19 protein-coding genes are annotated in these 22,221 nt (G+C 38.2%); 9 read left to right on the top strand and 10 right to left on the bottom strand.

Annotated elements, in window-relative coordinates; genetic code table 11:
• The first annotated feature begins 252 nt into the window (after positions 1–252).
• The 6 genes from A9Y75_RS04900 (at position 253) to A9Y75_RS04875 (ending at position 8,279) form a co-directional block, all read left to right on the top strand.
• Positions 253–2,634, top strand: a complete 2,382-nt coding sequence (locus A9Y75_RS04900) for a phosphoketolase family protein (RefSeq protein ID WP_071188416.1) — start codon at positions 253–255, stop codon at positions 2,632–2,634.
• Positions 2,635–2,740: 106 nt separating this feature from the next.
• Positions 2,741–3,259, top strand: coding sequence for a DUF29 family protein (locus tag A9Y75_RS04895; protein WP_071188415.1), 519 nt, complete (start codon positions 2,741–2,743; stop codon positions 3,257–3,259).
• A 13-nt stretch (positions 3,260–3,272) separates the two neighbouring features.
• Positions 3,273–3,791, top strand: coding sequence for a DUF29 family protein (locus tag A9Y75_RS04890; RefSeq protein WP_071188414.1), 519 nt, complete (start codon positions 3,273–3,275; stop codon positions 3,789–3,791).
• 227 nt (positions 3,792–4,018) lie between these two features.
• On the top strand, positions 4,019–5,044 hold the full coding sequence (gene gap, locus A9Y75_RS04885; protein WP_071188824.1) for a type I glyceraldehyde-3-phosphate dehydrogenase: 1,026 nt from the start codon (positions 4,019–4,021) through the stop codon (positions 5,042–5,044).
• 225 nt (positions 5,045–5,269) lie between these two features.
• Positions 5,270–6,700, top strand: a complete 1,431-nt coding sequence (gene pyk / locus A9Y75_RS04880; RefSeq protein WP_071188413.1) for a pyruvate kinase — start codon at positions 5,270–5,272, stop codon at positions 6,698–6,700.
• Positions 6,701–7,277: 577 nt separating this feature from the next.
• Entirely contained in the window at positions 7,278–8,279 is a 1,002-nt protein-coding gene (locus A9Y75_RS04875) for a transaldolase (protein WP_071188412.1), read from the top strand.
• A gap of 258 nt (positions 8,280–8,537) precedes the next feature.
• Here the strand turns inward: A9Y75_RS04875 and A9Y75_RS04870 are convergent, their stop codons facing one another.
• The 8 genes from A9Y75_RS04870 to A9Y75_RS04835 form a co-directional block, all read right to left on the bottom strand.
• Complete coding sequence (locus tag A9Y75_RS04870) at positions 8,538–10,979, bottom strand: ABC transporter substrate-binding protein (protein WP_071188411.1); 2,442 nt, start codon at positions 10,977–10,979, stop codon at positions 8,538–8,540.
• Positions 10,980–11,145: 166 nt separating this feature from the next.
• Positions 11,146–12,267, bottom strand: a complete 1,122-nt coding sequence (locus A9Y75_RS04865; protein WP_071188410.1) for a DUF1822 family protein — start codon at positions 12,265–12,267, stop codon at positions 11,146–11,148.
• Positions 12,268–12,273: 6 nt separating this feature from the next.
• Positions 12,274–12,939, bottom strand: a complete 666-nt coding sequence (locus tag A9Y75_RS04860; protein WP_071188409.1) for a hypothetical protein — start codon at positions 12,937–12,939, stop codon at positions 12,274–12,276.
• Between the two features lie 83 nt (positions 12,940–13,022).
• On the bottom strand, positions 13,023–13,880 hold the full coding sequence (locus A9Y75_RS04855; protein WP_083389489.1) for a DUF2207 domain-containing protein: 858 nt from the start codon (positions 13,878–13,880) through the stop codon (positions 13,023–13,025).
• A 48-nt stretch (positions 13,881–13,928) separates the two neighbouring features.
• Positions 13,929–14,762, bottom strand: coding sequence for a hypothetical protein (locus A9Y75_RS28250; protein WP_071188408.1), 834 nt, complete (start codon positions 14,760–14,762; stop codon positions 13,929–13,931).
• 159 nt (positions 14,763–14,921) lie between these two features.
• On the bottom strand, positions 14,922–15,905 hold the full coding sequence (locus tag A9Y75_RS04845) for a J domain-containing protein (protein ID WP_071188407.1): 984 nt from the start codon (positions 15,903–15,905) through the stop codon (positions 14,922–14,924).
• 141 nt (positions 15,906–16,046) lie between these two features.
• On the bottom strand, positions 16,047–16,538 hold the full coding sequence (locus A9Y75_RS04840) for an AAA family ATPase (protein ID WP_071188406.1): 492 nt from the start codon (positions 16,536–16,538) through the stop codon (positions 16,047–16,049).
• A 59-nt stretch (positions 16,539–16,597) separates the two neighbouring features.
• Positions 16,598–17,887, bottom strand: a complete 1,290-nt coding sequence (locus A9Y75_RS04835; protein ID WP_071188405.1) for a glucose-1-phosphate adenylyltransferase — start codon at positions 17,885–17,887, stop codon at positions 16,598–16,600.
• A gap of 332 nt (positions 17,888–18,219) precedes the next feature.
• Here A9Y75_RS04835 and A9Y75_RS04830 point away from each other — a divergent pair, with 332 nt between their 5' ends.
• Genes A9Y75_RS04830 through A9Y75_RS04820 form a run of 3 tightly spaced genes read left to right on the top strand, consistent with a single transcriptional unit; the run spans position 18,220 to position 21,538 of the window.
• Positions 18,220–19,398, top strand: a complete 1,179-nt coding sequence (locus tag A9Y75_RS04830) for an ATP-binding protein (protein WP_071188404.1) — start codon at positions 18,220–18,222, stop codon at positions 19,396–19,398.
• On the top strand, positions 19,395–20,087 hold the full coding sequence (locus A9Y75_RS04825) for a DUF4276 family protein (protein ID WP_071188403.1): 693 nt from the start codon (positions 19,395–19,397) through the stop codon (positions 20,085–20,087). The genes A9Y75_RS04830 and A9Y75_RS04825 overlap by 4 nt, the downstream gene beginning before the upstream one ends.
• Positions 20,088–20,092: 5 nt before the next feature.
• Positions 20,093–21,538: a glycoside hydrolase family 13 protein gene (locus A9Y75_RS04820; RefSeq protein ID WP_071188402.1), complete on the top strand. Its 1,446-nt coding sequence runs from the start codon at positions 20,093–20,095 to the stop codon at positions 21,536–21,538.
• Here A9Y75_RS04820 and A9Y75_RS04815 read toward each other — a convergent pair.
• On the bottom strand, positions 21,535–21,780 hold the full coding sequence (locus tag A9Y75_RS04815; RefSeq protein WP_071188401.1) for an HNH endonuclease: 246 nt from the start codon (positions 21,778–21,780) through the stop codon (positions 21,535–21,537). The two genes, A9Y75_RS04820 and A9Y75_RS04815, sit on opposite strands and share 4 nt — an antisense overlap.
• A 42-nt stretch (positions 21,781–21,822) precedes the next feature.
• Complete coding sequence (locus tag A9Y75_RS04810; protein WP_071188400.1) at positions 21,823–22,215, bottom strand: KGK domain-containing protein; 393 nt, start codon at positions 22,213–22,215, stop codon at positions 21,823–21,825.
• Positions 22,216–22,221 lie beyond the last annotated feature (6 nt).

The following is a 22,221-nucleotide window of genomic DNA, read 5'->3' as shown; positions in this document are numbered from 1 at the left end:
TTTTTGCAAATTAGTTTCAACTATTTCCATAAATGAATTTAGAGGTTTTAGGAATAAAAGTCAATAAGTTAAGATAAAAACTCATGAATAATTATGACAGGCTACGCAAACGCCTAATAAACACAGCGCCTCTGCGTGAGATAAAAAAAATATGTAACTTCCCCCCAGAAAAACTAATCATAGGTAAGATGACACAGCAATAGCAAAGCATTACACTGACATTGGTGTAACTACCTCTTACCGGAGTTTCAAATGACATTAGCCAGCACTCCACAAATCAAGCCATTATCAGATACAGAACTACAGAAAATCAATGCTTATTGGCGTGCAGCCAACTATCTCTCAGTCGGACAAATATACCTCCTCGACAACCCCCTACTGAAAGAACCACTCAAACAAGAACACGTCAAACCCAGACTATTAGGACATTGGGGAACTACCCCAGGGCTAAACTTGATTTACGCCCACCTGAACAGAGTCATTAAAAAATACGACCTCAGCACCATATACATAGCTGGACCCGGACACGGTGGACCCGGACTTGTCGCCAACACTTACTTAGAAGGAACATATAGCGAATATTACCCCAACATCACCCAAGATGCTGGAGGAATGCAAAAACTGTTCAAACAATTCTCCTTCCCTGGTGGTATTCCCAGCCACGTCGCACCCGAAACCCCCGGTTCTATCCATGAAGGGGGAGAACTCGGTTATGCTTTGGTACACGCCTTTGGTGCTGTTTTTGACAACCCTGATTTAATCGTCGCTGCGGTTGTTGGTGACGGAGAAGCAGAAACTGGCGCATTAGCTACCAGTTGGCATTCTAACAAATTCCTCAACCCTGTTACTGATGGTGCGGTTTTACCAATTCTGCATTTGAATGGGTATAAAATTGCCAATCCTACAGTATTAGCACGGATACCTCATGATGAATTAGAAAGCTTGTTTATCGGCTATGGCTATAAACCTTACTTTGTGGAAGGTTCAGATCCTGCTGAAGTTCACCAAAAAATGGCGGCAACTTTAGATACAATCATTCAAGAAATTCAAGGTATCCAAAGAGAAGCGCGGGTACATGGTTTCAAAGAACGCCCGCAATGGCCGATGATTATTTTGCGGACTCCTAAAGGTTGGACTGGGCCGAAAGAAGTTGACGGGAAGAAAACAGAAGATTATTGGCGATCGCATCAAGTCCCCTTTGGTAATGTAGTTGGTAATCCAGAACATCTGCAACTCCTCGAAGACTGGATGAAGAGTTACAAACCAGAAGAACTCTTTGATGTTAACGGTACACTAATTCCTGAACTTGCAGAACTAGCACCCCAAGGTCAACGTCGCATGGGAGACAACCCCCACACCAACGGCGGTATATTGCTGCGTGACTTGATTATGCCCGAATTTGAAGATTATGCTGTAGCTGTTCCTTCTCCTGGGAAAGCGATCGCAGAAGCTACTAAAGTTAGTGGTAAGTTCCTGCGGGATATCATGAAACTCAATGAAGAAAGCCGCAACTTCCGAGTTTTTGGTCCTGACGAAACCGCATCAAATCGTCTTGATCCAGTATTAGAAGTCACAGGCCGCACTTGGGTAGCCGAAACTCTCCCGGAAGATGACCATTTATCAGCAAGTGGTCGAGTCATGGAAATGCTTAGTGAAACCAATTGTCAAGGATGGTTAGAAGGATATCTGCTTACAGGTCGTCATGGTTTCTTCTCCTGTTATGAAGCATTTATTCACATCATTGATTCGATGTTTAACCAACACGCCAAATGGTTAAAAACAACTCTGGAAATTCCCTGGAGAAGACCAATTGCATCATTAAATTATCTTCTCACTTCCCATGTTTGGCGACAAGACCACAACGGTTTTTCACACCAAGACCCCGGTTTTATTGACCACGTAATTAACAAAAAAGCCGAGATTGTTCGCGTCTATCTGCCACCTGATGCTAATACTTTGCTATCTGTTACTGACCATTGTTTAAGAAGTCGTCATTATGTCAATGTTATTGTTGCCGGCAAACAACCTGCATTACAATATTTAGACATGGATGCAGCCATTAAACACTGTACTAAAGGTTTAGGAATTTGGGAATGGGCGAGCAGTGATTTAGATGGTGAACCTGATGTAGTTATGGCTTGTGCTGGGGATATTCCTACTTTGGAAACTCTAGCAGCAGTAGATATTTTGCGCCAAAACTTCCCAGATTTAAAAGTGCGGGTAGTGAATGTAGTTAATTTGATGAAACTACAGCCACAAAGTGAACATCCTCACGGTTTAAGCAGCAAAGATTTTGACATTATTTTCACAACTGATAAACCAATTATCTTTGCTTTTCATGGTTATCCTTGGTTAATTCATCGTCTCACCTATCGTCATACTAACCACAAAAATCTTCATGTTCGTGGTTATAAAGAAGAAGGAACAACAACAACACCTTTTGATATGGTGGTGATGAATGATTTAGATAGATTCCACTTAGTAATGGATGTCATAGATCGTGTACCAAAATTAGGTTCTAAAGCTGCTTATGTGAAGCAAAGATTACAAGATACTTTGATTGAACATAAGCATTATATCGAGACTCACGGCGAAGATATGCCAGAAATCCGCGATTGGAAGTGGACTTATTAGACCCTAGATGCTAAAGATCCCCGACTTCTCGAAGAAGTCGGGGATCTGCCTCTTGATATTTTTGTTATATTGATATTAGTAAGTTTTAAATTCAAGGTTCATAGAGATGACACAGGAATTAATAGACCTCAGAAATAGTATTTTAGCAGGACGTTATCACGATGCTTTAGCTATTGTTGACGAGTTAGAGGGGATGAGTAAAAAAGCGATATTACGACAAATCAAATCTTTTCTCAAGGTGCTGTTAATACATTTAATAAAAAATCAAATAGAACAACAGTTAACCAATTCCTGGGTTGCTTCTATTCGTAACTCCCTGGTGGAAATTCAAGATATTAATCTGAAAGAAAACAAAAAATCCTATTACATTAATCAAGATGAATGGGATAGTTGGTTACAAGAAGAAATTGAATTAGCAATAGCTGATGCTGCTTTAGAAGTGATGAATGGTAAATTTACTAGAAAACAACTTTCACAACTTTTAAATCATGAACAATTAATATTAGCCGCTACAGAATTACTCACATTTACCTATAACTATCAAATCAAAGAATTACCTGATACAATAGATGAATATTTAGGTGATTTACCCGGTGGTGAAGATTGGAAATTAGGTAAAAGCTAAGAGGTAATAAAATATGACTCAGGAATTAATAGACCTCAGAAACAGTATTTTAACAGGACGTTATGCTGATGCTTTGGCTATTGTGGATGAGTTGGAGGGGATGAGTAAACAAGCTATTTTACGGAATATCCAAGCCTTTTTAAGGATTCTGTTAATTCATTTGATTAAGAATCAAGTGGAACAACGCTTAACTAATTCTTGGGTTGCATCTATTCGTAATTCGCTCATAGAAATTAAAAAAGTAAATCTCAAAGAAAATAAAAAATCCTATTATATCAATCAAGATGAATGGGATAGTTGGTTAGAAGATGAAATTGAACTAGCAATAGCTGATGCAAGTTTAGAAGTATTAAATGGAGTTTATAATGAATTTCAACTAGCAGAAATGGTAGATAAAAATCAGGTAATTTCTACTGCTTTGAAATTTATAGAATTGACTTATGCACATTCTATTAAGGAGTTACCAGCCGCTATTGCTCAACTTTTAATTCAATTACCTGGTGGTGAAGATTGGAAGTTAGGTAAAAGGTAAAATTATAAACAGATTTATTTTTAACACAGATACACCGTTATTTAAATGATGTATCCAATAATCACTAATGACCAATGATTAATGATCAATGACCAATAACTAAACCTTAAAATATGCCAGCTAAATCGGCTTTATGCCTTTTGTGACTGTAACGATCAGCTAAGTCAGATTAGAATTAACCCGGCCAATCATCCTTGGTTGCAGTTCCAAAAACAGGAGGTTTAATTTTGACGAAGTTGAAAGTTGGTATCAATGGATTTGGTCGTATTGGACGGTTGGTACTTCGTGCTGGTATTACTAACCCCAATATTGAGTTTGTAGGAATTAATGATTTAGTTCCACCTGATAATCTCGCTTACCTTTTAAAGTACGACTCTACACACGGTAGATTAAAAAGTAAGGTGGAAGCTAGAGAAGATGGAATGGTCATTGATGGTCATTTTATCCCTTGTGTGTCGGTGCGAAATCCGGCGGAATTGCCTTGGGCTAAATTGGGTGTAGATTATGTTGTGGAATCTACAGGACTTTTCACAGATTACGCTGGTGCAGAAAACCATCTCAAAGCGGGTGCAAAGCGGGTTATACTTTCTGCACCTACCAAAGAACCAGATCGAGTAAAAACAATGGTGATGGGTGTAAATCATCATTTGTTTGATCCAGCAAAGGATTTAATTGTTTCCAATGCTAGTTGTACTACAAATTGTTTAGCGCCTATTGCTAAAGTTATTAATGATAACTTCGGTTTAGCTGAAGGGTTAATGACTACAGTTCACGCGACAACAGCCACCCAACCCACGGTAGATGGCCCCAGCAAAAAAGACTGGCGCGGTGGACGGGGTGCGGCTCAAAATATTATTCCCTCAGCTACAGGTGCTGCGAAAGCGGTGGCTTTGGTGTTACCAGAGTTGAAAGGTAAGTTAACTGGTATGGCTTTCCGAGTTCCTACACCCGATGTCTCGGTGGTTGACTTAACTTTCAAAACTACCAAAGCTACTACTTACAAAGAAATCTGTGCGGCGATGAAAAAAGCATCTGCTGGTGAGTTAGCAGGTGTTTTGGGATATACAGATGAAGAGGTAGTATCTACTGATTTTCAAGGTGATGCCCACTCTAGCATTTTCGATGCAGGTGCAGGAATTGAACTGAATTCCAATTTCTTTAAGGTTGTTTCCTGGTATGACAACGAGTGGGGTTATTCCAACCGTGTTGTTGATTTGATGTTGTCAATGGCACAGAAAGAAGGATTGATTTAGGTGACAGGGGACAGGTGACAGGTGACAGTTAAGAAGGGAATAAGGAATGGGGAACTGGGAGTAGGCAAGAGTTAGAAGGTTATTCTTCCCATCCCCACGTCCCCACGTCCCCACGTCCCCGCGTCTCCCCATCCCCGCGTCCCCGCGTCTGTCCATTTGTATCAATCTTAAAGTGAAACGGGCTTAACGGGGTGCGCTACTTTACCGTTACTCCCTACTTTTGTTATGCGTCGAACTAAAATTATCTGTACTGTTGGTCCTGCTACTTGTACACCTGAAAAGCTAGAAGCTTTGGTGAGGGCGGGAATGAATGTGGCGCGGCTGAATTTTTCTCATGGGGCTTATGAGGCTCACGCCCAAACTTTTCACCATTTGCGGCGCATTAGTAGCGACTTACAAAGACCGATCGCTATTATGCAAGATTTGTGTGGTCCGAAAATCCGTCTGGGGAAGTTACCACCAGAAGGATTAATGTTAGAAGCTGGTAGCGAAGTGACTTTTCTGTTGCAAGATAAGGGTGAAACTATTGATGAATTACCTCTACCGCTACCAACGTTGTTCGCTATGGTGCGTCCTGGTGAACCAATTTTAATTAATGATGGTCGGGTGAAGTTGACTGTGACGAGTCGTGATGCTGATAAAATTCGCGCTCATGTCAATACTGGGGGTTTGGTTTCGACTCATAAAGGTGTGAATTTACCCGCAACTCCTTTACCTGTAAGTTCGATTACAGAAAAGGATTTAATGGATTTGCGGTTTGGGATTCAGTTGGGTGTAGACTGGGTGGCAGTTTCTTTTGTGCGATCGCCTCAAGACCTCGAACCTGCCAAAAGAATGATTGAAGCTGCTGGTGCAAAAATCCGCCTCATTGCCAAAATCGAACGCGCAGAAGCCGTAGAACAGCTAGATTCTATCCTCAATGCTGCTGACGCAATTATGATCGCTCGTGGCGATTTGGGAGTGGAAGTACCAATTCACGAAGTCCCCTTAATTCAAAAAGACATCACTCGTCGCTGTAATCATGCTGGTAAGCCGGTAATTACTGCTACCCAAATGTTAGAGTCGATGATTAGCGCCCCGGACCCCACCCGCGCAGAGGCTACCGACGTTGCTAACTCTATCTTAGATGGTACGGATGCTGTGATGCTGTCTGGAGAAACTGCTGTGGGAGAATATCCTATTGCTGCTGTGCAGATGATGCACAATATCGCTGTACAAACAGAAACGGCGCTCAAACCGGGTAGTAGACATTCCTGGAATCATGAAGCCGGTTGTCTGAGTGTTACCGAATCTGTAGCCCAAGCAGTTTGTCGGATTGCTTATGAAACCGGTTCTAAAGCAATTCTCTGTAACACCACTTCTGGGAATACAGCTAGACTGATTTCTAAATATCGTCCTCTGACTCCGATTATTACCCTTACCTCAGAGGCTATTGCTTACCGTCAGTTAGCACTATCTTGGGGTGTGGAACCTTTACTGATTCCACCTGTACATAGTGCTGAAGAGATGTTTATGAAAGTCGTCAACAGCGTTGTGGAAGGGGGTTTTGCCAAGGACGGTGATAAAGTGGTCATTACCTCTGGTATCCCAGTTGGTCAATCAGGAACAACTAGTTTAATTAAAGTGCATTCTATTGGACAGCCAATTACAGCATGACGCATCTAAAATAGGGCTGAGGCCTAAGCCAAGTCAGGAAAATTAGGCAATCGTTAAGAAAAATTGCCAGAATCGGAATTGTGTGGAAGATGAAAGAGTTTAATTGACACTCTCAGGTCTAAAGACACGGAGATTCTTGGTTCAACGAGTCCACTTACATTAGACCCCTTGCGGTATCTAACACAGAGGTGGTTCTCTCCTCAAGCGTTAACTTTCCAAATGCCCCTTGGTAGTTGGATTGCTCCAAAATTTGTTTTGTTTGAATTCTGTGTCGTTTAGTCCCCATGAAAATTTTACCTATTCCTGGGAAGGAACTAAAACTATGGAATAGAACCCTATATTTTCAATTGTCAAGGTACAGATTGCTGTTAAGCAGTTGGGTTTTTATACAGGTTGATTACCGTTCCTGTTGATACTATTCTACCATCGAAGCAGGATTTATCCTGCCACTAGCTTTCATCCCCTGTCTAAAGCACGAAATATGCAACTGTGTTGCTGTTTCTCAGGGGTTTTCAGCATTTTCCTTATAACTGGGGATTGGGTAAATCCTAAACCAAAAAAAATCATGGAGTATGTTATGCCTAAGAATTTACTAGAACAATTGCGGGCAGTAACCGTAGTAGTAGCGGATACAGGTGATATCCAATCTATTGGCAAGTTTAAGCCCCAAGATGCTACCACCAATCCCTCATTGATTACCGCTGCGGCACAAATGCCAGAATATCAGGAAATTGTTGATCAAACTTTACTCAAAGCTAAGAAAGATGCGGGTGCAGGTGCTACCCAATCACAGGTAGTTTCTTTAGCTTTTGATAGTTTGGCGGTATCCTTTGGCTTGAAGATTTTGCAAATTATCCCCGGTCGGGTGTCTACTGAAGTAGATGCTCGTTTATCCTACGATACAGAAGCTACTCTGGCTAAAGCACGGGATTTGATTGCTCAATATAAAGCGGCTGGTATTTCTAAAGAGCGCGTTTTGATTAAAATTGCGGCTACTTGGGAAGGTATCAAGGCTGCGGAAATTCTGGAAAAAGAAGGTATTCACTGTAATCTGACTTTACTATTTGGTGTGCATCAAGCGATCGCTTGCGCGGAAGCTGGTATCACTCTCATTTCTCCTTTCGTTGGTCGCATTCTTGACTGGTACAAGAAAGATACCGGACGGGACAACTACCCCGCAGCGGAAGACCCAGGTGTATTATCAGTCACTAAAATCTATAACTACTACAAAAAGTTCGGTTACAAAACTGAAGTTATGGGCGCAAGCTTCCGTAACATCGGCGAAATTACTGAACTTGCTGGTTGTGATTTGTTGACTATTTCTCCAGGTTTGTTGACAGAATTGCAAAATACTGTTGCCGAATTACCCCGCAAACTTGACCCCGCTAAGGTATCAGGTTTGTCTCTTGAAAAAATCTCCGTTGATAAAGCCACCTTTGATAAGATGCACACTGCTGACCGCATGGCATCTGATAAACTTTCAGAAGGTATTGATGGTTTCACCAAAGCACTAGTTGCTTTAGAACAACTACTAGCAGAAAGATTGGCTCGTCTGGAAAGTGAAAAGGTTACAGCGTAATCATTTGAGATAATTCAGCTACCTTCAACCTCTGTAGACGATGTTAAACATCTTCAAGAATTAAATGTGCATTTTCTAGAATCTTTGTAGAGACGTTCCATGGAACGTCTCTACATTATTTATCACCAGATGTGTGATGTATATATAGCAACCGCCAAGGTGGTTAGGACATCAACAGAGGATAAAACTTACACACAAACCGACTTTCAACTCTGTCACTTGGCACCTGCTATAACGTCTCTACACATCAGAAATCACCTATTTTGCTACGAAGTTGTAGCCAGTGCCTGTACTAGAATCTGGTTGTATTTGGACTAAAACAGCTTTACCGATTCTATCACCAGTGCGATCGCCCCATGATAAAAACTTGATTGTACCTGTAGCACCTGGAAAGGAAAAATTATTAATCAAAGCCTTTTCAATATCTAATCTCGTACTACCTTTTTTTTGGATAGCAATAGCCACTGTTTTAGTAGCATCAAAAGCCGTAGCTGTACGCCAAGTAATTAAACTTTGTTCACCCCAAAGATGTTTGGCATTCTGCACAAATTGTTGATTTTGGGCAACAGTAATTTGCCAAGGAACTGCCAATATCATACCATTAACTGCATTACCAGCCGCAATAGTTTTTTGAGTTTGTAAACTGGGATTTCCTAATAATAATAATTTGCCTTGATTACTTTTAGCAAGTTCAAGAGCTTGATTAATTCTGTCAACTTGAGGATTCAGCAGAATAGTATTTACATTTTGCTCAATTGCTTTTTGAATAATCTGCTCACTTTGGAAATTTTCAGAGGCAAAATCACAATTAATCTCACTCACTAATTCCAAGTTTCTGCTATTCATAGCATTAACAAAAGCTTGATCAAAAGACTGATCTGTGGCTTTAGAATCACTACAAATAACAATCTTACTGTTTTTAGTGTTTTTGGCATATTCAGCCAGAGCTTCCGCAGTAGCATTAAAACTAATTACAGTCCTAAAAATATAATTACCGTGAGTTCGATCTTGACGATCTGTTAATTTTGTAGAGCTACTAGTTGGGGAAATCATCACCAACTTTCCAGCTTGATATATATCAGCAGCAGGTACACTTGCATCACTACTATTATGACCAACTACCGCTAAAATATCCGCATTTTTTACAAATCTTTGAGCAATTTGTTTTGCTATTTCTGGATTATTATCATCATTAGCAATTTGGATTTGTAAAAACTTACTATTCACCCCACCATTATTATTTATCTCTTGTTGCGCTTGTGCAACTCCTCGCAGAATTTCTTGCGCTACAAGAGGATTATTACCTATAGGTACAGCTACACCAATTTTGATTACTTCTTTATTACCTATCTTCGCATTTTCTAAATATATTTTCGCTTCTGGATCATGGGGATATTCCTGTAAATAAGTAGTAAATCTTCTAATTGCTTGATTGTAATTCTTCCACCAAAATGCTTTTATAGCTTCTTCTTTATCTAAATTAGTCACCGAACTAAATAATATTTTCTCCCCATAACTAAACCGATTTTGCAATTTGATTTCCTTTAAACTCAGCCAAAAAACAACACCAATGATTGCGAATAACATCGTAGCTATGATTGACTGTAAAGCTATCTTTTGTAAATTACGAGGTTGGGGATATTTAAGTAATGCTGCGGCTGGATTTTGAAAAATTACAGGTATCCAAGAAGCACAAGGATATTGATTTTCTAACTCTTCCTGTAAACGCACACGCGCTTGTTGAACAGAAGTATATAAAGATTCACCAGATGCAAAAACTGTGAGAAAATATTCTAGAAAATGTTGAGCGACAATATCAGGAACAGGTTCTCGCATCACAATTATATAAGGAATTCGCAAATCAGCTAAATTGCGTGCTAATCCTAAACCATCACAAGAATTAAAAATTGCTAATTTCAATCCTTTTTTAAGAGCATATCCCAGAGAATGACGTAAATCTAAAAGTGATAAACTTTCATTTTCATTAATTTGAATTTCTCCCCAAGCATCATCCTTTTTACTAGAACTATGTCCAGCAAAAAATAAAATATCCCAAGATTGATGCCATAATTTATTTACTATTTCTTGACGTGAAGGTTGCAACAAAGGTTCAATAATTGCACCTGGTAATTTTGCTGTCAACGCTTGTAAATCTGGTTGAATATCAATTCCTTGACTATTACCTAAAATAGCCAGAATTTTCACCGGACTTTTTAATTGGATTTTTGATGGTTTATACTCTGAACTAATCACAACCTCTGGTTGAATATGACTGGTATGAAATATTTCCCATAAATGCCAAGGAAGTCTTCTTAACAGTGAATCTTGTGTTTCTAAAATAAAACGGACATTATCCCAGTCACCAATTTTTTGTAAAAATTGCCTTTCTAACTTTCTTACAGATGGTTGATTTAACCAATCATGAAAACTAGATTGGAATTTTTGAGCAGCAGTATCACAAACTTCAGTAGTAGATACATTAGTTATTTGCGTTTCGGGAACAGTAATTAACCAATTACCAGGTAAGTTATAATAAGCTGATTGCCATTCATAATAAGTTTGAGGAATTTCCAAATCTGCTGGAAACCTACCAGAAATTTCTGCGAAATGGGGTTTACCGTCTTCCCCAATTCTGATTTTAACAGGAAACCCTTTTTCAAAACTACCTTCCCCAATTTCAAATATTACCAGCTTACCCACTGTTGTTACCTTATTGATTCGTCTGGTTAAATGACAAACTTTTTATAATAGTCCATGTAGGTTGGGTTAAGGAACGAAACCCAACAACTCTTACTCTCCTACCGCTAATGTTGGGTTTCACGTTGTTCAACCCAACCTACAATTTTCTTAACTAAACTGTATTGGTTCAAATGACAAACTTTTCTGTAATAGTTGCATTATTTAGAGTAACCCGAATTTGGAATTTTTCACCTAATTCAGCACAAAATTTTAATTGGATGTAATTATCTCTTTGTTGTCTAGCTTGAACTTCTAAAAATGGCTCTCCATTTTCATATAATCCTGCTAATTTTAAACCTGTTGGTAAGTAAGATTGATTTCCCATTGGATATACCCGCAAAAGCACAGCCAAACTTTTATCTTGTTTGGGTAAAATAGCCACCATTAAAGCTACAGGATTTCCCGCTAACTGCATTCCTAAATCCATAATTCGTCTAGCAGTAATTACAGGATGATTTGGTGCTATTGTCCATAACACTTCTGCTAGAGTCCAACGAATTTCTTCATCGTTGGTAGTTTGTAAAAGATGAACAAGAATATCCGTTACTTCTACATCTGAATTAGGTAATAATGTTGATGGCAAGATTTTTTCCCAACTGCGCTGAGGATATAATTGTTCAATAACTTGCCAAACTTTTTTAGGTGTATCTATTTCAAATCCCCGCACTTTTAAAGAACGAAAGGCTAATTGTGGGATTTTTTGTAAAGCTAATTCCTCAATACCTTGCCATTGAGATGTATATATTCCCTCTAACCATTGTCTTAATTGAACACCCGAAAATTGATGGTAATGTTCTATGAAAAATTCTAATGTTTGTAACTGTTCTAGGTTAATTTCCGTTGTGGTAACTTCGGGTAAAAATCCTCTAATTTTACCTTCTTGGCAAGTTTGATTAATTTCAACTACCACATAACCAAAACGATGATTCAAAACTTCAGGAGGAATATAACAAACTTCTTCTCCTGTTCTGATATATCTACATTCTAAATGTCCGATTCCAGTTAATACTAAATCTGCCACATCTGCACCCATTCTTCCCCAACAATCCCAACTATAGCTGGCTTCTAATGCTGTAGAAATATCTAACATTTGCAAATAATTATTTACAACTTGCACAGCTAAAGTATTCAGATATACGAGTTTAGCTTTTTGTTGATTTGGTTGTTCTTGGGCAAATTGTAAGGCTGTATCTCGGAACTTTGCGGAAATAGGAATAGAAATGCTTTGTTGTTCAGTAGGATAATTCATGACTTGTTATATATCAAAGTAACCTTCGCTATCAAAATAAGCTTGGGATTTACCAAAGTTGAGGAGACGGGGAAAGCATTGACGTTGATAGAAATTACTCAGAGTTGCTACAGGTATATCAAACTCTACAGATAAATCTATCCAAGATGTTTCCGGTGGTAAACGACGGGCAATTAAAACGTAACAATTAACATCTGGACGATCTCTTATATGAATACGTTGTAGTTCTAGAGAATTTGTTTTTAACCATTCTTGAATTTCATTTAATATTGGTCTTGGTTCTGGTGGTGCAGGAATTAAATTTGCAGGATCTATTTGTTGTTCATTGTCTTCTAGGAATAAATCAAATTTATTTTTTTGTTCATAATAATTGATTCTTTTATCTTGTAAACGATAACTTAAGTAATTATTAATCCAAGTGATAACGCTACTTTTCTCAGGATTATAAGATTCTTTTGCAGTAGTCGCTTCACAAAGATTTCGGCAAAAAAACCACCAAGTTTCCTGTAAAGCTTCTTCTGCATCAGGTATACCAACTCCGCGCAATAATTTACCTGTTTTTTGAATCAGTAAAATAATTTGATTGAGTCCTTTTTGACGGGCAAGACTACCGCTAGGATGTTGACAGGTTTCTTGAATAAATTGCAGGATTTTTGCTTCTAATTCATCCATTTGATTAGGTTAATTTAATCGTGATACATAATACCATTTTTTTTGAGATTGCTATAAATCTAGGAATCATAAACATCTGTACCTCATTTACCGGTAATGCTGCTTATTATCATGATTGCCATAACAATCATCATAGCAATATATTGTATTATGAAAAAAACAATCTGTACAACAACCATCAGTATAAATAAACCTATAACAATGGCTAAGGGCGCAAGCAAAATCATCATAATTATCCGAAACAAAAAGCTTATAATGTCCCAGAAGTTACCTTGTTGCCAATTAGGTTTAGTGATATTGAGAATGTTGCTAGGAAATGTAATCTGAACTTCTAAGTTTTCTTGTGGTTGAATAGGCTGATTAGCAACAAACTCGAATGTTTTCTGATTTACTTGACGGGCTGTAGCCGCAGTACCAAAATTCTTAAATTCTAAGACTTTACCAGATACAGCTTCCGGTAATTGTACCTGAACTTTTGCTGCTTGAACTGGGGCTTGGCGATCTGCAAAAATCGCTTTCCAGGAAACCTGAGTATTATCATTATTAATTTGTAATCCACCAATTAAACGATATTTCAAAACAAATATATGTGTTTCTGGTGCTTTTAATGGATGTTGCCAACGAATCCAAAATTGATGATTTTCAATTCCGGTTTCACTAGGAATAATTTGATTATTTTCTTCAACTGTTACATCTTTAATTTCATCAACTTTATCTAAACGAATATAGCGATATCGTTGATTTGAGTGATCAGATTTGAATACATATTTTTGTGTTTCTGTGATTAACATATCTCCGTTTGTTTGCACGTCGATGTTAACATTGATATAGTCCCAATAAAATGGCAATTCCTGAGCAACAGCATGAGTAAATGTAATCAGAACTGTCATTAATACAGCTATTAAAGAAAACCCAATTTTTCTCATCAAAAATTTATTCATATTTTCCTTTTCTCTGCGTGAGACAAAAATCAATAGCCTAGAAAACGATTAACCACCACCACCGCAACCGCCACCACCACCACAACCTCCGCCACCACCACAACCTCCACCACCGCAACCACTACTACCGCAACCGCCACCACCGCAGCCACCATCTCCTCCGCTACCACCACCACCACTTCTAGCAGATGTAAATATCACAAAGATCACAGAACCAACTACTATCAAGAAAAACCAGAATCCTATGGAATTTTGAGAACTTTGAAAACTTTGGGAATTACTATTATTTGATGCTAATAAAATCCGAGAATTGATGAGAATTAATGTCAAGGTAAACAAAAATGCCAGATACAATCTTTGGGGAAGAAAACGAGAAATATTTATGTTTGGTAACTTAAATACAGGTTTGGGTAAAACCCAATTTTTGTGAGTATCTACACGCTGAAAATTAGCTTCTTTATCAAAACGAATATGAGAAGCTGGCCAAATATCTATGGGTGGAGTTTCTCCAAAAAACTGTTCGTAACTGGCTACAGTATTTAGATACCAATTATTAAATTTATTATATTCCTTGTCACCACCACGAGTAGGACCATGATCTAGTTGTGTACCCAATATTTCGCAAAAATCATCCCAATAAGATTGAGTATAGGTTAAATGTAAATGCCAAACTTGATCTACTTGATCAGATGGTGTAACTGGATGTCCTGCGAAAACTGCAATAACTGCAAACTTTTTATATTCATCAATTACACGTCGAGTATATTCAATTGTCCAGTTATTTTCCCTTGCTAATCTCTGACTAAAAGAGAAGGAAACGTTTTGTTCATCTAAAGAAAATTCTTGGAGACGTTGATATAATTCTGCTGGTTGAAGATTCATAGATTTTGGGAATTAATTTTTGGTTCTATGAGTTCTTCTGTGAATGCAGAGTTATGTTATCTATATCTTTACAAAACTTTACAAATATAAAAAAATATAAAGACGGGAAATTTCCCGTCTCCAAGATGAACTAGCGAAAATGGTTTAGTTTGATGGTGGTTATAATTTAACTTGCTCCAAATGACTACGGGGGTTATATGTACGGATAGCCCGGATTTTCTCATAATATTCCCGCTCTTGGGCGCTGAGGTCTTTTGGAGGTGCGATCGCTACTTTTACAAGCTGATCACCACGTCCACCTTTAGCTAGAGGCCAACCCTTACCACGTAAGCGCAGGGATTGACCAGAACGCACACCTGCCGGCAGCTTAACATTGACATTGCCATCGGGTGTAGGTACATCAATGGTAGCGCCTAATGTAGCTTCATCTGGTGTAATTAGCACTTCACAAACTAGATTATCACCCTCAATTTGGAAAAAAGAATGGGGTTGGAGTTCCACCTTTAAATATAAATCTCCCCGTTGTTGAGTCATGGGGTTGATTTGACCTTTACCTCGCACCCGGAGACGAGTACCAGATTTAGCACCAGCGGGGATGCGGACATCAATTGTTTCATTACCCAAGCTAAACCGCTTTTGAACTCCAGCAAATGCTTCTGCAAAAGTTAACTTGATTACAGCTTCCGTATCTTGGGCAGCACCTACACCAGCATCTGGAAACCCAAAATCATTAAAACCGCCGACACCACCAGGTCTGCCGGAAGTGCGATAAGAAGAACTTTGTCGCCCACTGCGAGGGCCAGCAGCACCAAATAATTCATTTAAAAAGTCATTAAAACTGCCGTATTGACTGAAGTCAAAACCGTTCATATCAACACCAGCACCGCCTCCGGGGAAGCCTTCCCCAGCTTGTTTCCAGTATTGACCAAATTGGTCGTACTTTTTGCGCTTCTCTGGGTCTGATAAAACTTCGTAAGCTTCGTTTACTTCTTTGAAGCTTGCCTCTGCCTGTTTGTTACCGGGGTTGACATCAGGGTGAAACTTGCGGGCGAGTTTACGAAAAGCTTGTTTAATGTCTTCTGGCGTGGCAGTCTTACTGATTCCTAAAATTGCGTAATAGTCTTTAAAGTCGGTTGCAGCCATCTACCAGCCTCCTATACAAATTTCCGTTATGTTTTTTTCTAAGATATGAGATTTACTCTTTGCCAGCTACTATAATTCTGGGCAAAAGATTCTGATAATAAATTAACAAACAATCTCAAAACTCAAGTGGGGTTCTCGCTCTCACTGCCAGGGCAATTCCCGTACTACTTCGCTTTCAGGAAAGTAAATCAGCCTGTCTAATCCTTCTTCTAAGCTGGGGGGTGCATCCCGGAGTTGGCGATGCATTCGCAAAATAATTTCCTCTGGAACCTGGCGAATCCGCCTTTTATTGCGTGCTAAACATAGCCAAACTGGGGTTTTCACCCAAATCCCTGTAATGTGAGTAAAACCCAAATTACGGGCTTGGATAATGAGTTTACGGCGATCGCATCTTTTGGCATTAGTGGCATCAAAAATTACTCCTCTATCTGCCTCTATAGCTTGTTGAAATTGCCGCTGTATTTCTCCCCAAATCAACAGCCACGCCCCTTGAGTCGCTTCTGAGCCAAAGAGTTGCCCCCTGATAGCATCTGTAGAAATTAGCTGCATCTGGGGGCTTTCTGTCAGTAATTGTTTTGCTAACGTTGACTTACCGCTACCAGGAAGACCAATCAGTAAGATCAGTTTTGTCATTTGTCCTTTGTCCTTCGTCCTTAACTAATGACCAATGACTAATGACTAATGACAACTAACTAAATGATTGTACCGTCTTGAATTACAGCATTTTTCAGTACAACGACAATCCCACTGCGAATGTAGAAACCTTGACTTTCTCGTTCGGCTTCTTGCACGTTGTCTTTATTGATAATTTTCACATCGTGACCGATGCGGGCATTTTTATCAATAATGGCACGACGAATGATCGTGTCTGTACCAATGCCTACAGGTATATCACCTACTTCTAGGCTACATTGGCGTTCTACAGAGGGTTGGTAATAATCTGCACCCATGAGTAGGGATTCTTCAATCACACAGCCTGACTCAATACGCGATCGCACTCCCAACACTGAATGCTGAATCCGGCAATTTTTCAAAATGCAACCTTCGCCAATCATCGATTCTGTGATTTGGCAATTTAGCAGTTTCGATGGGGGTAAGTACCGAGCGCGAGTATAAATTGGTGCTTTTTCATCGTAAAAGCTAAAGGGCGGCATTGGTTGCTGGGTTAGAGCTAAATTCGCTTCATAAAAAGCTTCTATGGTTCCAATGTCTTCCCAGTAATCATCAAACAAGAACGCTTGAACGTTGTGATCTTTTGCCGCATCAGGGATGATTTCTTTGCCAAAATCAGTCCGTTCTAAAGATTCTTTCAATAACTTGATCAAAACATCTTTTTTAAAGACATAAATCCCCATCGAGGCGATATATGGCTGTAATTCGGCTTGTTCTTTTGTCAACCCCAGTACGGTAGTATCTACACGCATTTGGGCTAAAGCCTCACCTTTGGGTTTTTCGCTAAAGTCAATCACCCTACCAGAATCGTTGATTTTCATCAAGCCAAAATCTGAAGCCCGGCGATCGTCTATGGGGATGACAGAAAGGGTAATATCAGCATTTGTATCTCTGTGGCGCTGGATAAACTGGCGGTAATCCATCCGATACAAGTGATCACCAGAAAGAATCAGAAATTCATCTACATCCCAATCCTGTAACATCCAGATGTACTGACGCACAGCATCAGCCGTACCTTGGAACCAGTTAGGATTTTCAGGGGTTTGTTGTGCTGCTAACACTTCCACAAAACCATCGCTAAACCCGCTAAAGTTGTAAGCACGGGCAATATGCCGATTCAGAGAAGCTGAGTTAAACTGAGTGAGAACGTAGATTTTAAAGATTTCTGAATTGATACAGTTGCTAACAGGGATATCTATTAAGCGGTACTTCCCAGCAACTGGTACTGCTGGTTTAGCGCGGAGTTTGGTTAGCGGATAAAGTCGAGTACCCGCACCCCCACCAAGAATGATTGCTAAGACTTTTTTCACAAAATTTCTCCGAACTGCCTTTCAACTCTCACCTACAGTTTAGGACTGTATGTGGCAGCTGATAAGGGGGGATCAAAGAATCTTGAGAAGGAATTTTTGAGATGGGGCTTAGGTACGGAAAGTAGAACTGATGTATTAATGGTGGGGAAGGATGGGGGGAATGGAATGCGATCGCATTACAAACAACCAAGCTGATTATGTTAGCTTAAGCAATAGGGAAACCTAAACGACGAACTAATGTTTTCCTATAGCATTAAATAAAATCAGCATAATTGCGAAAGAACTATAATAGGCTCTTATCTCCTTTAATTCAGCGTAAAAAGTGTAACTGTATGAGATTAGACTTAGTAGAATATTGTCAAGATAAAGATTTACCAAGTGAGTGGCGTTTAGATGGTTTTCAATTAGGTAATGTCAACTTAATAGTTGGTAAAAATGCCTCTGGGAAATCGAGAACCCTCAAAGCTATTAACCTAATATCTAATTTACTCTCAGGTGATGAAGTTCTTCAACCTGACGGTAAGTTAAGAGAGTGGAAATTAATTTTTGATTCTGATCAGGAAGAACAGAAAAAAATCTACATTTTGACAATTGAAAATGGTCAGGTAGTCAAAGAAATTTTTACCATTGGTTCTAAAACTTACCTGGATAGAAAAGAATCGGGAGAGGGTAAAGTTTGGGCTGAAAAATTAGGACAAGATATGGATTTTCAAACTCCCCTTGATGGAGTAGCTATTTTCAAACGTAGAGATTCTATCCAGCATCCTCAATTTGAAGAAATTTACAATTGGGCGACCCTATTGAGATATTATGAATTTGGGACAGAATTAGGAAAAAGATATCTTGGTTCAGCTAACGCTAAGGCAAAAAATATAGATTTAAAAGATACAGATAGAGTAGTTGATATATTCATTTCAGGACAAAATGAATTTGGAGTGGATTTCATTACAGCTATAAAATCAGATATGTTATCTATAGGTTACAATATATCTGAAATAGAAACTAAAGCACCAGGCGCATTTCTATTTGCAGAAGATAATGAAATACCCATGAAATTACAATGTCTTTATGTTCAGGAAAGCGGTTTAAAAGCAAAAACTGAACAAGGATTAATTTCCCAAGGGATGTTTAGAGTATTATCCCTGATTATTCAATTAAACTACGCACTTTTAGCTAAAAAACCTAGTTGTATTTTAATAGATGATATTGGAGAAGGACTGGACTTTGAAAGATCATCAGCAATGATTAAGTTACTTATTAATAAAGCTGAAGCCGAAAATGGATTAGTTCAGTTAATCATGACAACAAATGACCGATTTATCATGAATGGTATTCCTTTGGAATATTGGTCAGTGATTGAGAGAAAACCAGGATTAGCCAAACTTCATAATATACATAATTCAAAAGAAATATTTGATGATTTTAAATTCACTGGACTAAATAATTTCGATTTTTTTGCAACTCAATTCTACATTGAAGGATTTGGTAATGAGGATAATATAGAACAGTGAAAAAATTAGCTATTTTTGTAGAGGGGAAAACAGAACAGATTTTTGTCAAAAAATTATTAACAGAAATTGCTGGTAAATTACATATTTTTATAGAGATTAAATCCAGAAAAAACAGTAACTCAGCGAAAGTAATCATGAAAGATTCTGTTACTTCAGTAACAAAATTTTATGTTTTACTTTATAATTCATGTAATGATGAAACTGTTGTTTCAGACATTAGAGAACTACATAATTCTTTATCTATAGAAGGATATGAAAGAATTATAGGATTAAGAGATGTTTATCCCATACCTATAGCTGAAAAATCCAAACTGCAAAGAGGTTTGAATTATTCTTTACCAAAAGGATCAATCCCTATAAATATAGTTCTTGCTGTTATGGAAATCGAAGCGTGGTTTTTAGCAGAATATAATCATTTTCTTAAAATAGATACCATTTTAACACCAGATAAAATTCAGGAACTTTTTCATTTTAATCCTCAAACAGATGATATGGAAGCGAGACTTAAGCCTTCAGATGATATCAAAAACATTTATAATTACGTAGGAAAAGGTTACGATAAAAGTGAAAAACAACTTAATAGACTAGCAGCTAATTTAGATTATGAATTTATATATATAAAACTTGCTAATAGTGTTCCTAGTCTTGGAGAATTTATTGGATATATTGATAGGTTCATGATTTCTTAGTAATTATGCAAATTCAAACACCAGACTGGGTTAAACACGCAGTTTTCTACCAAATCTTCCCCGATAGATTCGCTAAAAGCCAACAACCACACAAACGATTATTAAATAATGCAAAATGGGAAGATTGGGATGCAGAACCCACACTCCAAGGTTATAAAGGTGGAGATTTATGGGGAATTTTAGAACAATTAGACTATATTCAAAGTTTAGGAATTAATGCCATTTACTTTACTCCCATCTTTCAATCAGCTTGTAATCACCGCTATCACACCCATGATTACTATCAAGTTGATCCGATATTGGGAGGAAATGAAGCATTTAAAGAATTGCTAGATGCAGCCCACCAACGTAATATTAAAGTAGTTCTTGATGGCGTTTTTAATCATGCGAGTCGGGGTATATTCTTTTTTCACGACATATTAGAAAATGGACCACATTCACCTTGGGTAGATTGGTTTAAAATCGAAGGTTGGCCACTTGCACCTTACACAGGTGATGCACCTGCTAACTACGAAGCTTGGGCAGGAATTCGTTCTTTACCAGTATTCAACCATGATAACCCAGATGTGCGCGAATACATTATGGAAATTGCCGAATATTGGATTAAATTCGGTATTGATGGTTGGCGTTTGGATGTACCTTTTGAAATCAAAACTCCTGGATTTTGGCAAAAATTTCGGCAAAGAGTAAAAGCCATAAATCCAGATGCTTATATTGTCGGAGAAGTATGGAAAGATTCCCGTGAGTGGTTAGATGGAAACCAATTTGATGGGGTAATGAATTATTTATTTACTGGGCCAACTATTGCCTTTACCGCAGGTGATCGTGTAAACTTAGAACAAGTAAAAGGACGTGATTATAAAACTCATCCACCGTTATTTGCTGCTGACTACGCCGAAAAAATAGAAGATTTATTAAAACTTTATCCGTGGGAAATTCAGCTAACACAACTTAATTTATTAGCAAGTCATGATACAGCCAGATTGATTACCATTGCGGGTGGTGATATTGCAAGTGTGGAATTAGCAACTTTGCTTTTATTAACCTTTCCTGGTGCGCCAAGTGTGTATTATGGTGATGAAGTTGGTTTACCTGGTGGATTAGATCCAGATTGTCGTCGTGGTTTTCCGTCAGCAGAAAATTGGAATTTAGAAATTCTCAATCTTCACAAACAATTAATTTCTCTACGTCACAAATACGAAGCTTTGCGAATTGGTGAATATCAAGTTCTTTATGCACTAGGAGAATTATATATCTTTGCCAGAACTTTGGGAACTGAGGAATTAATTATTGCGGTTAATGTGGGTACAGAAACTGCAAAGGGTAACGTAGATTGTAGCAGTTTACAAACTCAACCGCATCAAGTTTTATTTGGTAATGGAGAGGTAGAATGGAATGGTAAATTTGTGGGTTTAACCATTCCCCCGCGTACTGGTTGCATTTTGGGTTAAATATCGAAATGTCGGTGAAAGCGATTGTCGATATTATTTGTTTTTTGCTGATTACAAGTTAAGCAGAGAGTTTGTAAATTACTAATATCGTTTTTACCACCACGAGACAAAGGGATAATATGATCAATGCTGAGATGAGTTTCTCCAGAGATTTTACCGCAGCTTTGACACTGATATTTATCCCTTTGGAAAACGTATGTTCTGACTTCTGGGGGTATGTTGATACGTGGGGTTTTGGTCATGTTTTTATCTCACGCAAAGGCGCAAAGACGCAAAGGTAAGAGTTATGATGTAGTTTCATTTATCATACGACGTAAATCATCAAGGGGTGATTCTGGTTCTGTGATTACGTCTTTCTCGCCTGATTCTTCTATCTCTTCTTCAGCATAAAATTCAACGCTGAGTTTAAATTTTAATTTACCTTTCTTCCAAGATTTAGAACCTAAGTTTAGTATTTTGACATCCATCCCTTCTGTAAAACATTCGGTATTATAATCTCCTTCTTCTAAATAATCAATATTTTCCTCCCTTAATAAATTCCAGAATTGTTGTAAAAATTCTTCATTATCAGCAAGTATTTCTAATGCTTTTTGCAATTTACTAACTTTATATATTAAATCATTGCATTCAATCACATCATCTTCATTAAACTCTATCAACTTAAAGTTATCTTCCATTTCTTT

The sequence above is a fragment of the Trichormus sp. NMC-1 genome, from assembly GCF_001858025.1.
Classification (GTDB): Bacteria; Cyanobacteriota; Cyanobacteriia; order Cyanobacteriales; family Nostocaceae; genus Anabaena.
Note: the sequence above shows the minus strand (reverse complement) of the source record. Positions and strands in the feature narration are given on the sequence as shown.

Excerpts from the sequence above, each read along its gene's own strand:
- A9Y75_RS04900 (WP_071188416.1), top strand. The coding sequence starts at position 253 with ATGACATTAGCCAGCACTCCACAAATCAAGCCATTATCAGATACAGAA.
- A9Y75_RS04895 (WP_071188415.1), top strand. The coding sequence starts at position 2,741 with ATGACACAGGAATTAATAGACCTCAGAAATAGTATTTTAGCAGGACGT.
- A9Y75_RS04890 (WP_071188414.1), top strand. The coding sequence starts at position 3,273 with ATGACTCAGGAATTAATAGACCTCAGAAACAGTATTTTAACAGGACGT.
- pyk (WP_071188413.1), top strand. The coding sequence starts at position 5,270 with ATGCGTCGAACTAAAATTATCTGTACTGTTGGTCCTGCTACTTGTACA.
- A9Y75_RS04875 (WP_071188412.1), top strand. The coding sequence starts at position 7,278 with ATGCCTAAGAATTTACTAGAACAATTGCGGGCAGTAACCGTAGTAGTA.
- A9Y75_RS04865 (WP_071188410.1), bottom strand. The coding sequence starts at position 12,267 with ATGAATTATCCTACTGAACAACAAAGCATTTCTATTCCTATTTCCGCA.
- A9Y75_RS04860 (WP_071188409.1), bottom strand. The coding sequence starts at position 12,939 with ATGGATGAATTAGAAGCAAAAATCCTGCAATTTATTCAAGAAACCTGT.
- A9Y75_RS04855 (WP_083389489.1), bottom strand. The coding sequence starts at position 13,880 with ATGAATAAATTTTTGATGAGAAAAATTGGGTTTTCTTTAATAGCTGTA.
- A9Y75_RS28250 (WP_071188408.1), bottom strand. The coding sequence starts at position 14,762 with ATGAATCTTCAACCAGCAGAATTATATCAACGTCTCCAAGAATTTTCT.
- A9Y75_RS04845 (WP_071188407.1), bottom strand. The coding sequence starts at position 15,905 with ATGGCTGCAACCGACTTTAAAGACTATTACGCAATTTTAGGAATCAGT.
- A9Y75_RS04840 (WP_071188406.1), bottom strand. The coding sequence starts at position 16,538 with ATGACAAAACTGATCTTACTGATTGGTCTTCCTGGTAGCGGTAAGTCA.
- A9Y75_RS04830 (WP_071188404.1), top strand. The coding sequence starts at position 18,220 with ATGAGATTAGACTTAGTAGAATATTGTCAAGATAAAGATTTACCAAGT.
- A9Y75_RS04820 (WP_071188402.1), top strand. The coding sequence starts at position 20,093 with ATGCAAATTCAAACACCAGACTGGGTTAAACACGCAGTTTTCTACCAA.
- A9Y75_RS04815 (WP_071188401.1), bottom strand. The coding sequence starts at position 21,780 with ATGACCAAAACCCCACGTATCAACATACCCCCAGAAGTCAGAACATAC.
- A9Y75_RS04810 (WP_071188400.1), bottom strand. The coding sequence starts at position 22,215 with ATGGAAGATAACTTTAAGTTGATAGAGTTTAATGAAGATGATGTGATT.